Origin of the sequence: Cobetia sp. D5, from assembly GCF_035666195.1 — a bacterium.
GTDB lineage: Bacteria > Pseudomonadota > Gammaproteobacteria > Pseudomonadales > Halomonadaceae > Cobetia > Cobetia amphilecti.
Genome location: NZ_CP142020.1, coordinates 1,755,161 through 1,768,037 on the forward strand (window position 1 = coordinate 1,755,161; position 12,877 = coordinate 1,768,037).

Genomic DNA, 12,877 nt, shown 5'->3' on the forward strand with positions numbered 1-12,877 from the left:
TAAACACAGCCCTTCGTGAACAGTGCCTCATGAAACAGTTTCTCGAGAGGATGCCGGCCACGTCGCCATCCTCTCGAGCCTTGATCTTCAGTGAGAGTTTTGTCGGAGAACGACCAATGAGAAGCTCGCATGACGCCTCGGGCGCAGAACATATCGTCGTGGGCGTGTTGGGCGGCATGGGGCCGGATGCCACGGTGGCCTTCATGCAGCAGGTGATCCAGGCCACACCGGCCGAGGACGACATCAATCATGTACACATGGTGGTCGACAACAATCCCAAGGTGCCGTCGCGCATCAAGGCTCTGCTGGAAGGGGGCGATGTCTCTCCGGGGCCTGCCATCGCGGAAATGGCCCAGCGACTGGAGCAGTCCGGGTGTGATTTTCTGGTCATGCCCTGCAACACGGCCCACTACTACTGGCAGGATGCGCAGGACGCCGTCTCGATTCCGGTGTGGCATATCGTCGAGCGCACCCTGGACTGGGTGGCGGCGCAGTGGCCGGGCGCACGTGTCGGCATGCTGTGTTCCCCGGCGCTGCGCAAGATTGGCCTTTACGAAGGCTTCATCGAGTCGCGTGGTCTGTCGCTGGCCTATCCCCAGGATGAGGACGCGATGCTGGAGGTGATCCGCAGCGTCAAGAAAGGCCAGGTGAGTGATGACGCCGTCGGGGGAGCCTTCCGTCAGGCCGCCGCTGACCTGGTGGCGCAGGAAGCCGATGTGCTGGTGCTGGCCTGCACCGAGCTCTCCATTATCAGCCATCTGCTCGATGACCGGCTGCCGATCGTGGATTCCGTCGAAGCGCTGGCCGTCAGCGTGGCACAGGCGGCCACTCAGTAAGCGTCGCCGTCACGCGCCGCCCATGCCACTGCCCGAGCGGCGTTGCTCGCGTTCCTGCAGGTAGCGGGCGGGTGTAGTGCCGAGCAGCTTCTTGAACATGCTGATGAAGGCGTTGACGGACTGATAGCCGACGTCTTCCGAGACGCGCTGCACGCTCATGCCTTCGGCCAGCAGGCGAATCGCCACCACCAGGTGCAGTTGCTGACGCCAGCGGCTGAAGCTCAGGCCGGTGTCACGCTGGATAAGCCGGGCGAGGGTGCGTTCGCTCATCGCCAGTTCGCTCGCCCACTCGGCCAGGGTGCGTCGGTCGTCCGGGGTCTTGATCAGGGCATCGCTGATGCGGGTCAGCCGCGGGTCTTCGGGCAAGGGCAGGTGCAGACGTTCGCTTGGCATGCAGGCCAGCTCTTCCATCAGCACGCCGACCAGCCGCGCTGTCGGCCCCTGTTCAGGATATGGCTGGGGTAGCTCCGCCAGACGCAGCACCAGCTCACGCAGCAGGGGCGAGATCGACAGCGTGCAGCTGTGGCTTGGCATCTCGAGCGCACCGGGCTCGATGAACAGGTGGCAGACGCGGCCGCCACGGGTCAGATGATTGCTGTGGGGCAGGTTGCCGGGAATCCAGACCCCGCTGTGCGGCGGCACCATCCACAGACCTTCCGGTACGCGACTGGTCACCACGCCATGCAGGGCGATCACCAGCTGTCCCTTGCGATGCTGGTGGATCGGCACCTCCATCACCTGCTGGCCGGTCTCGACATGCAGGGCGCTGGCCGGAATCTCGTAGATGTCCGGGTCGTGCTCGCAGACGCTGCTGGAGAAGGGCACCTGATCGGGGCCGCGGGTGCTGACCCCGGGCGATGGCGGTAGAACGGGTGTGGTCACTGACATAGCGGCTCGCAGATTGTCTGATTTCAGTGATCTGATGTCATGATGGCTCAATTCTGCAGTGGGCGAGGGGATTAAGCTAGCCTCACTCTGTGTGCGGACTCATCTCTTGGGTGTCGTCCCGCCATTACCCCGTTTCACGATCGCTGCGAGCGCCTCATGACTGAACTCTGCCACTCATCTCCTGTCCGGCGACTGAGCCATCCGGCCGTATTGATCGCCGGTATCCTGTTGATCGCCATGAACCTGCGTGCGCCCTTCACCAGTATCGCGCCACTGCTGGAGCGCCTGCAGGCGGCGCTGGGCTTCAATGCCACGGCGGCTGGCCTGTTGATGATTCTGCCGCTGCTGGCCTTCGTCGTCGTCTCGCCCTGGGTGCCGCGCCTCGCCAGAGGTCTCGGGCTTGAACGCAGTCTCTTCCTCGCCTTGGTGACGATCGCCGCGGGCATCGTGCTGCGGGTGCAGGGCAGCATGCTGGCCCTCTATCTGGGTATCGGCCTGATCGGGGCGGGCATTGCCGTGGGCAATGTGCTGCTGCCCAGTCTGGTCAAACGCAGCTTTGCGCAGCATGTCGCGCTGCTGACCTCCTGCTATGTGCTGACCATGGGCATCATGGCCGCCATCGCCTCGGCGCTGATGGTGCCGTTGGCACAGGGCAGCAGCGCTGGCTGGCAGTACGCGATGCTCATAGTGGTCGTTTTGCCATTGGTGACGATGGGGGTGTGGTGGCCGCAGTTGTCACGTCGCTCCCTGCCGGCGGCGGCGAAGGAAGCCGAGAAGGGTGCCGAGAAGGACGTCGAGAAGGGTGCCGCGCGGCCGGTGCGTCAGGCAGCCGTGTGGCATTCGCCACTGGCCTGGCAGGTGACGCTCTTCATGGGCATCAATTCGCTGCTGTTCTATACCGTCAACAGCTGGCTGCCGAGCATGCTGGCGGACAATGGCTTCTCAGCCGAGAAGGCGGGCTCGTTGCATGGTCTACTCCAGCTGGCTTCGGCCTTGCCGGGATTGATTCTGGTGCCCCTGATGCCGCGCCTGAAGGATCAACGCCTGATCGCCTTCGCGACGCCCTGCATGTCGCTGGCGGGATTCATCGGGCTATGGCTGATGCCAAAGTGGGCACTGGTGTGGGTGCTGTTGCTGGGCGCGGGCTCCGGGGCCAGCTTCATTCTCGCCTTGTCATTCATGGGGCTGCGGGCGCGTGATGCCATGCAGTCGGCTTCACTGTCGAGCATGGCGCAGACGCTGGGCTATCTGCTCGCGGCCATGGGGCCGCCGCTGATCGGCGCGCTCTACGATATGCAGGGCAATTGGCAGCTGGCACTGATGGTCTGCGCCGTCCTCAGTGTGCTGATGGCAGGTGTCGGCTGGCTGGCGGGCAGAGACCGCCAGTTGCCTGAGGCGTCGGCATCTGAATAATGGAGCGCTGCCCCCAAGGGGCACTGGCACATCCCCCCATGACAAGGAAGTGAGAGATGGCGAATGCTTCATCGGCTAGCGAAGATCAACGGGCGTCTGACTCGCCAGCTGTTGCGCAGCACCCCGGACGTCGGCGCAAGCCGCCTTTGCGGGCAGCCATCCTTGGCCTGGCCAGTCTCGGAGGTATCTTCATGATCGTTCAGCCAGCCAATGCCGCGACGCTGTCACTGCGCGTGATCGAGACCACCGACATCCACGCCAACGTGATGGATTACGACTATTACAAGGACCGGCCCAGCGTGCGCATCGGCCTGGTACGCGCGGCAGGTCTGATCAAGCAGGCGCGTGCCGAGGTAGCCAACAGCGTGCTGCTGGACAATGGCGACCTCATCCAGGGCAGCCCGATGGGCGATTACATGGCGGCAGAAGGTCTCGAGGAGGGTGATGTCTTCCCGGCCTACAAGGTCATGAATCAGCTGGATTACGATGTCGGCAATATCGGCAATCATGAATTCAATTACGGGCTCGAGTATCTCGAACGGGCGCTGTCCGGCGCGCAGTTCCCCTATGTGAACGCCAACCTGCTGGACGCCACGACAGGCGAGCCGTACTTCACGCCCTACCAGATCACCGCCCATGCCTTCACCGACAGTGAGGGCAACGCTCAGACATTGAAGATCGGCTATATCGGCTTCGCACCGCCGCAGGTGATGACCTGGGACCGCAAGCACCTCCAGGGCCGCCTGACGGCCGAGGACATCACCGAGAGCGCCAGGCGCTGGGTGCCCGAGATGCGCCGGGCGGGCGCGGATGTGGTGATCGCCATCCCGCACTCCGGCATCTCGACCGACCCCTACCGGGTGATGGCCGAGAATTCGGTGTATTACCTCTCGCAGGTCGAGGGCATCGATGGCATCGCCTTCGGGCATGCCCATGCCGTCTTCCCCAGCGAGGAATTCGCCGAGGTACCGGGGGCCGATATCGCCAGGGGCACCCTCAATGGCGTGCCGGCGATGATGCCGGGGCACTGGGGCAGCCATGTGGGCGTGATGGATCTCGAACTGAGCAATGCCTCGGGCCAGTGGCGGGTAGTGAGCGGCCAGACAGAAGCCCGCCCTATTCAGGTAGGGGGCGAGGCGCAAGTGGCGGAAGATGCCGAACTGGCGGCGCTGGTCGATCATGAGCACGACGCCACGCGCGAGTACGTCAATCGCAGCATCGGACGCGCCAGTGCGGCGATGAAGAGCTATCTGGCGCTGGTGCAGGACGACCCGACGATCCAGATCGTCAATCGCGCCCAGGCCGATTACGTCAAACGCTTCGTCGAAGGCGACCCGGACCTGGAAGGCTTGCCGATTCTCTCGGCAGCCGCGCCGTTCAAGGTCGGCGGCCGTCACAATGATCCGACCCAGTTCACCGAGATGGAGGCGGGCGAGCTGAGCTTCCGCAATGCCGCCGATCTCTATCTCTATCCGAATACGCTGGTGGCGCTCAAGGTCACCGGCAGGGAAGTGCGGGAATGGCTCGAGTGCAGCGCCGGCCAGTTCCATCGCATTGATCCGGATCTCGCCACGCCCCAGCCCTTGATCAACTGGGAAGGTTTCCGCAGCTACAACTTCGACGTGATCGATGGCGTCGAGTACCGGGTGGATGTCACGCAGCCGGCGCGTTACGACGGCAATTGCGCGCTGATCGACGCCGATGCCCACCGTATTCAGGGACTCGCCTACCAGGGCGAGCCGGTCAAGGACGACGAGGTCTTCCTGCTCGCGACCAACAACTATCGCGCCTACGGCGAGGACTTCCCCGGCACCGGAGAGTCGCATATCGCTTTCGCGTCACCGGATGAAAATCGCAGCATTCTGGCCCAGTACATCTCGCGCCAGACGCAGCAGCAGGGCGCGGTGGACCCCGCGGCGGATCACAACTGGCGGCTGGCCGCGATCGACACCGATACCCCGCTGGACATTCGCTTCACCACCGCCCCCGGCGAGGATGCGCAGCAGTTCATTGATGCCCAGGCGGTCTACCCGATGACGTTGGTGGATCAGGACGAGATGGGCTTTGCCCGTTATCGCGTCGGGCTGGACCGGATGGAATAGCCAAGGCAGCACATTGTCGAGCACGTCGTTCCTGGCCTGGATTCAGGTGGGAAAAAACGCCAGTCAGCAATTGCTGACTGGCGTTTTTTTGTCACTTGGCGCTACCCGCTATCTGTTTCATTATTCGCTTTTGCCTCAGGTTCTTTTGCGCAGTCCCATTGCGGGTCAGCGCCAAGGTGCGTGCAAGGCGATGCTCAGCAGCACGCGTTTGCCGCGCTCGATGCGGCTGACGCTGTGTTCGTGAAGGTCGGGGCGAAACAGCACCACGCGGTCCGCGAGGCGAAAGAGGCTGCCATCGGTCTCGAAGACACCGCCCCGGCGGGGCTTCTTGAGCACGATATTGAGCTTGTAGTAGCTGCCGCTGCCCATCGGGTCGTTGTGGCGCATCACGCTGTGGCCTTCGGGGTAGGTCACCAGGTTGATGGTCAGGCGACGAAGATCGAGCAGACTGCGGTTGATGACACGGGCCATGGGCGCTTCCCTTGAATTTGATGGGGCCATTAAAGCGTATTTTGAGCAATCAATCAAAATCGTGCTTGAGTGATCGCTCAGGAATCCGTAAGGTGGTCCCACGTTCACGGCATCACCGCGATATAGCACTGTTTCGCCAGGCCGTGATTGAGTATTCATCAAGCGAAGAGGTCAGCAATGAGCCACGACAACGTGACAATGGAAGCCCTGGAAACCCGTTATGCGATGATCGAAGGTCACCGCATTGCCTACAAGGAAATGGGTGAAGGTCAGCCGCTGTTGTTGATTCACGGTATTCCGACCAACAAGCTGATGTGGCGTGATGTGATGCCGGAATTGGCCAGGCATTATCGTGTCATCGCACCGGACATGCTCAACTATGGCGAGTCGGACATGCCGGTGGATGCTGACGTTTCCATCAATGCCCAGACACGCATCTTCATCAAGCTGATGGATTCACTGGGTGTGGCGAGTGCGGATGTCGTCTCGCATGATATCGGCGGAGGTATCGGTCAGCTGATGGCCGTCAATCATCCCGAGCGTGTTCGCCGTCAAGTACTGATCGACAGCGTATGCTTCGATTCCTGGCCGATTCCGGAGTTCAAGCAGCTGCTGGAGCCGGGCGTCGAGGAAGCGACCAGCGTCGAGGAATTCATCAGCACCATGCGCGGCTTCATGCCCAGTGGTGTGCATGATCCGGCCGTCGCGACCGAAGAGATGGTCGAGCGCTATGTGTCCCAGTGGAACAGCGAGCAAGGCAAGGCGGCTTTCTTCCGCAACATGCGTCGTCTCAACAAGGAATACACCCAGGCCATCGCCGGTGAGCTCAAGAATATCGAGATCAAGACTCTGGTGCTGTGGGGCGACAAGGACAACTTCCAAAAGCCGGATTACGCCCCGATGCTGGCAGATGCCATTCCGGGTGCCGAGCTGATCTGGGTGAAGGATGCCGGTCACTGGGTGACGGATGAAAAGCCGCAGGATACCGTGCGCTATATCCTGGACTTCCTCGCCCGCTGAGGAGGAGCCCATCAGCCATAAGCGCAGTAAAATCTCACCCCTGATGGTGAATGAGCCCTGAACGACAATGCCCGGTCCTATGACCGGGCATTGTCGTATCTGGCGGAAATCGCGCACGGGAAATCGCCTAATGATGCGCGATGTTCCGCGCGGCCGGAGGGGACTGTCGCTTGCGCTTGGCGGTGATCGTCAAGGCCTCTTCCTCGGTAAGGTCATCGATGATCGTGTCGAGAGAGGCATTGCCTACCGGGGGCAGGGGCGCGTGATCACTCCGCGGGGCAAGCGTCGGCGCTGTCTGGAAGGCGAGGGGTCTTTCCAGTGCCATGATGCTGCCACTGCGCGTCGGGGTGCACTGCTCATTGACCAGGGTGAAGCCGTGGCGCTGGTAGAGCGCCAATGCCGGGCTGTCGGAGAAGACTCTCAGGCGCAGCGCGCGCGGGCAGGGCTGAGCGCCCGGGGAGAGCTCGGAGGCGCGGTCTTTCATCAGCGACTGGCCGTACTCCTGTTGCGTTGCCAGCTGGATCAACCAGTTCAGGCAGGCGGAGCCGACGCCACGGCCTTGCCAATGTGGCACCAGTTGCAGGTCGCGCAGATACAGGATGTCCGGCAGGGCCTTGAGGCTGATGAAGCCGACCCATTCGCCATTGATACGTATCGCGTAGTTCTCGTTGTCCTGCCAGCGCTCGCTGAACAACTCCTCGTCCCAGCTCATGCCATGCCGTTTGTAGGTCGCGAGCATGTTGCCGCAGCACAGTCGCCGAGCCGCGGCGCTCAGATAGCTGCTGCAAGCCGAATCGCTGATAGGGGTAATGCTGAGATCATCCATGATCCTGTCGCTTATTGTTGAGGGTAGGGGCACAGATGCGCGGACTGATGACCATTCGTCCAGAATAGCGGACCAGTCGGTTAGCGCATACTAATGTAGTTTGCCATCTATCATCGGATGTTGGGTTGCCGCTGACAAGTGAATGCCTGTCCAGTGCTTGTCCTGCACCTTTCAAGCGCCCCTCAAGTGCCCCTCAAGTGCCCGTCCAGCTTTGCCCAGTCGTAGAAGGTGAGTCGAGAGTTGCCAAAACGTAATAGTTACACTATAACATTGCGTTTTTGTTCGTCGGCGGCGGTTGCGCGTCGGCATCCATGCTCTTGCTCGGGACTCGCGATATCGATGGTCAAATTGCTCTCAAGGCTTCGGTGGCAATACCGAACCTTCCTTCACGATCGCAGGCAGCTGGCCGTCGCCAGCGTCGCGCTGAGCCTGGCCGTGGTGCAGCCCAGCCATGCGCAAGATGCCTCAGCGGCGCAAGCGTCGGCGGCTGACACACGACGTCTGGAGATTGTCGCGCCCTTCGACATTAAGGGGGCGGACCCGCTGCTCAGCGGCATTCTTTTCCAGCGCATGCAGATCGTCGAGACACTGGTCGAGGTGGATGCCACGGGAGAGCTGCAGCCGGGATTGGCGACCGATTGGGAGGTCTCGGATGACGGCCTGGAGTGGCGCTTCACGCTCCGCTCCGGCGTACAGTTCCATGATGGCAGCCAGCTGGATGCCGAGGTGGCGCGTCAGGTGCTCGAGATCGCAAGTGCCAAGCCGGGTCTGTTGAAGTCGGTGCCGGTCGAGCGGATCGTCGCCGAAGATGCCCAGACGCTGGTGATTGCCCTCAGCGAGCCCTTCGCCGCATTGCCCGCCTATCTGGCCGATTATCGCCAGCAGATACTCGCGCCGGCAGCCTTCGATGAGACGGGCACCGCCCAGCAGGTCATCGGCACCGGCCCCTATCGCATGCTGCGCATGACGCCGCCCTTGAGCCTGGAAGTCACCGCCTTCGAGGACTACTGGGGCCCGCAGCCCGAGGTGCGCCAGGCGCGCTATCAGGCGGTGAGCCGCGCCGAGGGCAGGGCATTGATCGCCGAGAGCGGAGATGCCGACTTCACCTATGGGCTGGACCCCGCCAGTCGCCAGCGTCTCTCCCAGTCGCCGCGTGTGACTCTGGCAGCGGCCGCGACGCCGCGCACGATGCTGTTGAAGGTCAACGCCAATCATCCGGCCTTTCAGGACCCCGCTGTACGGCGTGCATTGAGTCTGGCGATCGATCGCACCGCCATCGCTCAGGTCGTGCTGCGCTATCCGCGTGGCGCCAGCCAGCTGTTCCCGCCGATGGTGGAAGGCTGGCATGACCCCGCACTGCCCGAGCTGCATCAGGACGTCGCCGAGGCGCGTGCACTGCTGGACGCCGCAGGTTGGACCGTCGGCGAGGAGGGTATCCGCCACAAGGATGGCCAGCGCCTCGCGATCAGCCTGATCACCTTCTCGGACCGTCCGGAGCTGCCGCTGGTCGCCACGGTGCTGGAGCGCCAGTTCCACGCCATCGGCATCCAGACACGTCTGGATATCACCAACTTCTCGGCGATTCCGGCCGGCCATCATGACGGCAGCCTCGACATGGCGCTGTTCGCGCGCAATCTGGCCATGGTGCCGGACCCCATCGGCAACGTGCTGAGCGATTACGCGGGAACCCCCGAGGCCCCTGGTGGCGACTGGGGCGCGATGGGCTGGTTCGATGCGGACTTCACCGCCGAGCTTGAGCGCATGGCACGCGAGGGCTATGGGCCCACACCGGCAGGGCAGGACCCGCGCGCCCAGGCCAGCGGCGTGATCCAGCGGGCGCTGCCCGTGATCCCCATCGCCTGGTACTACCAGAACCTGGCGATCTCCAATCGACTGCAAAGCGCTCAGGTAGATCCCTGGGAGCGTAGTTTCGGCCTTTCAGAATTGCGGTGGGCACAATGAATCTCCCTTCACGTCTGTTGCAGCTATTGATGGTGGTGCTGATGGTCGGCGGCGCCAGCTATCTGATGATGCAGAGTCTGCCCGGCGATGCCGCCTGGCGTATCGCGGCCGGCCGCTATGGCTATGATGCGCTGGATGCGGCCGCTGCGGCCTCGGTACGCGCCGAACTGGGCCTCGAGGCACAGGGCGGCTTGCACTTCCTTTACTGGCTGGGCGATATCCTGCGCCTGGAGCTTGGCACCTCGCTGATTTCCGGTGAATCGGTGTGGGTGGAGATTCGTCATCAGCTGGGCAACTCCCTGTCGCTCGCCGGCGCGGCGCTGGGCATCTCGCTGCTGATCGGCCCGCCGCTGGGGCTGCTGGCCGGTCTGCGTGCCGGTGGCTGGCTGGACCGTAGCCTGCTGGCCGTCTGCAGTCTGCTGCGTGCCACGCCGCAGTTCCTGCTGGCGCTGGTGCTGATCCTGCTGATCTCGGTGGAGATGGGCCTGCTGCCGGCCGCCGGTCACGGTGAGCCGCAGCACTTCATTCTGCCGGCGATGACGCTGGCGCTCGGGCTGGCAGCGGTATCGGCACGCCTGGCACGTGATGCCATGGCCGCCGTCACCCAGACGGCCTTTCATGATTTCGCGCGCTGGAAGGGCCTCAGCAACGCCCAGACCTTCTGGCGTCACGGCCTGCGCCATGTGGCCTTGCCGCTGGTGACCTATCTGGGACTGCAGTTCGTGACCCTGGTGGAGGGTGTGGTGGTGATCGAGAGCATCTTCGGCTGGCCGGGCATCGGCCATGCGCTGGTGCACGCCATCTTCTCGCGCGATGTGCCGATGGTGCAGGGCACCGCCCTGGTGCTGGGCGTCGGCTTTGTCTTGATCAATCTGCTGGTCGATCTGCTGGGTCGCCAACTGGACCCACGGGGTGTGAAATGAATCAGGTGGTGGAAGGGCTTGCGCCGCAGCGCGTGGAAGCCGTGCGTCGTCCACGTCTTGACTGGCCGTTGCGCCGGGTGATCGGGGCCGCGATGGTCGCCAGTCTGGTGCTGCTGGCCTTGCTGGGCAATCTGGTGATACCGGGAGACCCGCTGGAGCAGCATCTCTATCGTGCACTGCAGGGCGCGGATGCCGTCGGTGTCTCTGACGCCGGCGAGGTGATCACCAGCGCCCCGCTGGGCTATGACCACCTTGGGCGCTCCCTTTATCACCGCCTGGTGGCGGCGCTCGGGCTGTCGCTTTCCATTGCCGCGGGGGCGGTGATTCTGGCGGCTTTTTCGGGCATTTCGCTGGGCCTGCTGGCCGCGGGACGCGGTGGTTGGGCCGAGCGCCTGTTGAGCCTGGTGGCAGACAGCCTGCTGGCATTGCCGGGGCTGCTGCTGGTGCTGATGGTCAGCGTCATCCTGCCGTCGACGCCGCTGGCATTGTGGTTGGGTCTGTCGCTGGTGCTGTGGGTGGAATTCTTCCGCCTGGCTCGCGCCACCGGTCGCAGCGTGCTGGCGAGTCCCGGTGTGGAGGCCAGCCGTCTGCTGGGCTTCGGGGCCTGGTACCGGTTTCGTCATCACCTGTGGCCGGAAATGGCACCCGTGATGATGACGGCGATGGCCTTCGGCATGGCCAACGCCCTGATGGCGATTGCCGCGCTGGGCTTCGTGCATGTCGGCATTCCGGAGCCCACGCCGGAGCTGGGCACCATGATGGTCGAGCTGTTGCCGTACTGGCGTGAAGCGCCATTCGCGCTGCTGACGCCGGTGCTGGTTACCTTCCTGCTGTTGCTGGGGCTGTTGCTGATGTCCGGCAGCAAGGCCAGAACGTCAACCGCCGCGGACACCCTCGAAGGAGCGCGCCCATGAATGTCGCGACAATGACCACGCCAGCCTCTCACACGCGGGATGGGGCAACGGCGGATGATGTGGTGCTAAGTGCCGAGGATGTGAGCGTGCGGGTCCAGGGCGCGCAGACGGCGCTGCTGGAGCCTGTCTCGCTTGCGCTCAAGGCGGGAGAGCCGCTGGTGGTGATCGGTGAGACGGGGTCCGGCAAGAGTCTGCTGGCTCAGGCACTGCTGGGCACGCTGCCCCCGGAGCTTGTGGCCTCCGGCAGCCTGTGGCTCGACGGCGAGCCATATCCTCTGCATACGCCAGAGAATCGTCGCCCGCTCTGGGGTCGCCGCCTGGCGGTATTGCCCCAGGAGCCCTGGCTGGCGCTGGACCCGTTGATGAAGGTGATTCGTCAGGTCGGTGAGGCATATCGACTGGTCGCGGGGCGTTCGGCACAGGCCTCCCACGCGGCCGCGCGCAGTGATCTGGAGCAGTTGGGTGTCGCCGCGGCCAGCGAGCAGCTGCCGGGCAAGCTGTCCGGTGGCATGGCGCAACGTGTGGCCTTTGCGGCCGCCCGCGCCGGCGGCGCACCGCTGTTGATCGCCGACGAGCCGACCAAGGGGCTGGACGCCGCCCGCGTCAGCGAGATCGGCGAGCTGCTGCTCAAGTCATTGGCCGAGACACCGCGTGCTGGTTTGATGGTCATCACCCATGACATGGCGCTGGCGCACCAGATCGGTGGCCGGCTGATGGTGGTACGCAGGGGGCAGGTGATCGAGCAGGGCGCTACGCGTGACGTGCTGGCCGCGCCGACACATGCCTATACCCGACGCCTGGTGAATGCCGCGCCGCAGGCCTGGCCGGAGGCCGCCTTCAAGCCGGCAGCCGACAGTGCAAGCCGTGATGGCAAGGCGGCAGGCGAGACCATCATCCGCGCCGAGAATCTGACCATCGCGCGCGGGGACACCACATTGCTGCGTGACGTGGAACTCAGCGTGAAGGGCGGTGAGATCATCGGCGTCCAGGGCGCTTCAGGCTGTGGCAAGTCATCGCTGGGCGATGCACTGCTCGGCCTGTTGCCACCGCATTCAGGACGCGTGGTCCAGCATGCCGAACGCCTGGAATATCAGAAGCTCTACCAGGACCCCGTGGCGACCTTCCCGCCACGCCGGACACTGGGGCGGCTGTTGAAGGATCTCAGCGCACGCCATGGTCTCGACGACAGCCAGCTGCCGCAGCTGATGGAGCAACTGAGCCTGGCGCCGGAATTGCTCTCGCGTCTGCCGGGACAGGTCTCGGGTGGCGAGCTGCAGCGTTTCGCGCTGTTGCGTCTGATGCTGATCAAGCCGCGCTTCGTGTTCGCCGATGAGCCGACCTCACGCCTCGACCCGCTGGTCCAGCAGGAGGTGATCGCCTGCATGGTGAAGATGGTGCGCGAGCAGGGCACGGCGCTGGTGCTGGTCAGTCATGATGCGGCACTGCTGCGCAAGGTCGCGGATCGCGTGCTGGTAGTAGAGGAAGGTCGCTTGAAGGCGCGTCAGGAGATCTGATCGCTCAC

The 12,877-nt window shown here is 63.7% G+C and carries 11 protein-coding genes; 8 read left to right on the forward strand and 3 right to left on the reverse strand.

Going from position 1 to position 12,877, the window contains the following annotated elements:
- Positions 1-116: 116 nt before the first annotated feature.
- Complete coding sequence (locus tag U0O11_RS07435) at positions 117-836, forward strand: aspartate/glutamate racemase family protein (RefSeq protein WP_176676946.1); 720 nt, start codon at positions 117-119, stop codon at positions 834-836.
- Positions 837-845: 9 nt separating this feature from the next.
- On the opposite strand, the gene U0O11_RS07440 is transcribed toward U0O11_RS07435, so the two are convergent.
- Positions 846-1,724 carry a helix-turn-helix domain-containing protein gene (locus tag U0O11_RS07440; protein WP_176676947.1) on the reverse strand — a complete coding sequence of 293 codons (879 nt, stop codon included), beginning with the start codon at positions 1,722-1,724 and terminating at the stop codon, positions 846-848.
- 156 nt (positions 1,725-1,880) lie between these two features.
- Here U0O11_RS07440 and U0O11_RS07445 point away from each other — a divergent pair, with 156 nt between their 5' ends.
- Positions 1,881-3,137 carry an MFS transporter gene (locus U0O11_RS07445; RefSeq protein WP_176676948.1) on the forward strand — a complete coding sequence of 419 codons (1,257 nt, stop codon included), beginning with the start codon at positions 1,881-1,883 and terminating at the stop codon, positions 3,135-3,137.
- 191 nt (positions 3,138-3,328) lie between these two features.
- Positions 3,329-5,239: a bifunctional 2',3'-cyclic-nucleotide 2'-phosphodiesterase/3'-nucleotidase gene (locus U0O11_RS07450; protein ID WP_317291914.1), complete on the forward strand. Its 1,911-nt coding sequence runs from the start codon at positions 3,329-3,331 to the stop codon at positions 5,237-5,239.
- A gap of 165 nt (positions 5,240-5,404) precedes the next feature.
- Here the strand turns inward: U0O11_RS07450 and U0O11_RS07455 are convergent, their stop codons facing one another.
- Positions 5,405-5,710, reverse strand: coding sequence for a hypothetical protein (locus tag U0O11_RS07455; RefSeq protein ID WP_043332791.1), 306 nt, complete (start codon positions 5,708-5,710; stop codon positions 5,405-5,407).
- Positions 5,711-5,887: 177 nt separating this feature from the next.
- Here U0O11_RS07455 and U0O11_RS07460 point away from each other — a divergent pair, with 177 nt between their 5' ends.
- Positions 5,888-6,730, forward strand: coding sequence for an alpha/beta fold hydrolase (locus U0O11_RS07460; RefSeq protein ID WP_225996418.1), 843 nt, complete (start codon positions 5,888-5,890; stop codon positions 6,728-6,730).
- A 127-nt stretch (positions 6,731-6,857) separates the two neighbouring features.
- On the opposite strand, the gene U0O11_RS07465 is transcribed toward U0O11_RS07460, so the two are convergent.
- On the reverse strand, positions 6,858-7,556 hold the full coding sequence (locus tag U0O11_RS07465) for a GNAT family N-acetyltransferase (protein WP_176676950.1): 699 nt from the start codon (positions 7,554-7,556) through the stop codon (positions 6,858-6,860).
- 339 nt (positions 7,557-7,895) lie between these two features.
- Between U0O11_RS07465 and U0O11_RS07470 the strand changes: the two genes are divergently transcribed.
- From U0O11_RS07470 to U0O11_RS07485, 4 genes are read left to right on the forward strand one after another with little or no spacing between them, the layout of a single operon-like run.
- Entirely contained in the window at positions 7,896-9,518 is a 1,623-nt protein-coding gene (locus tag U0O11_RS07470) for an ABC transporter substrate-binding protein (protein ID WP_064503250.1), read from the forward strand.
- Positions 9,515-10,441 carry an ABC transporter permease gene (locus U0O11_RS07475; RefSeq protein ID WP_054556011.1) on the forward strand — a complete coding sequence of 309 codons (927 nt, stop codon included), beginning with the start codon at positions 9,515-9,517 and terminating at the stop codon, positions 10,439-10,441. The genes U0O11_RS07470 and U0O11_RS07475 overlap by 4 nt, the downstream gene beginning before the upstream one ends.
- Positions 10,438-11,355 carry an ABC transporter permease gene (locus U0O11_RS07480; protein ID WP_197738734.1) on the forward strand — a complete coding sequence of 306 codons (918 nt, stop codon included), beginning with the start codon at positions 10,438-10,440 and terminating at the stop codon, positions 11,353-11,355. The genes U0O11_RS07475 and U0O11_RS07480 overlap by 4 nt, the downstream gene beginning before the upstream one ends.
- The gene (locus tag U0O11_RS07485) at positions 11,352-12,869 is read left to right on the forward strand and encodes an ABC transporter ATP-binding protein (RefSeq protein WP_242007776.1); all 1,518 of its coding nucleotides are present in this window, start codon (positions 11,352-11,354) and stop codon (positions 12,867-12,869) included. Before U0O11_RS07480 ends, U0O11_RS07485 begins: the two co-directional genes overlap by 4 nt.
- The last annotated feature ends 8 nt before the right edge of the window (positions 12,870-12,877 follow it).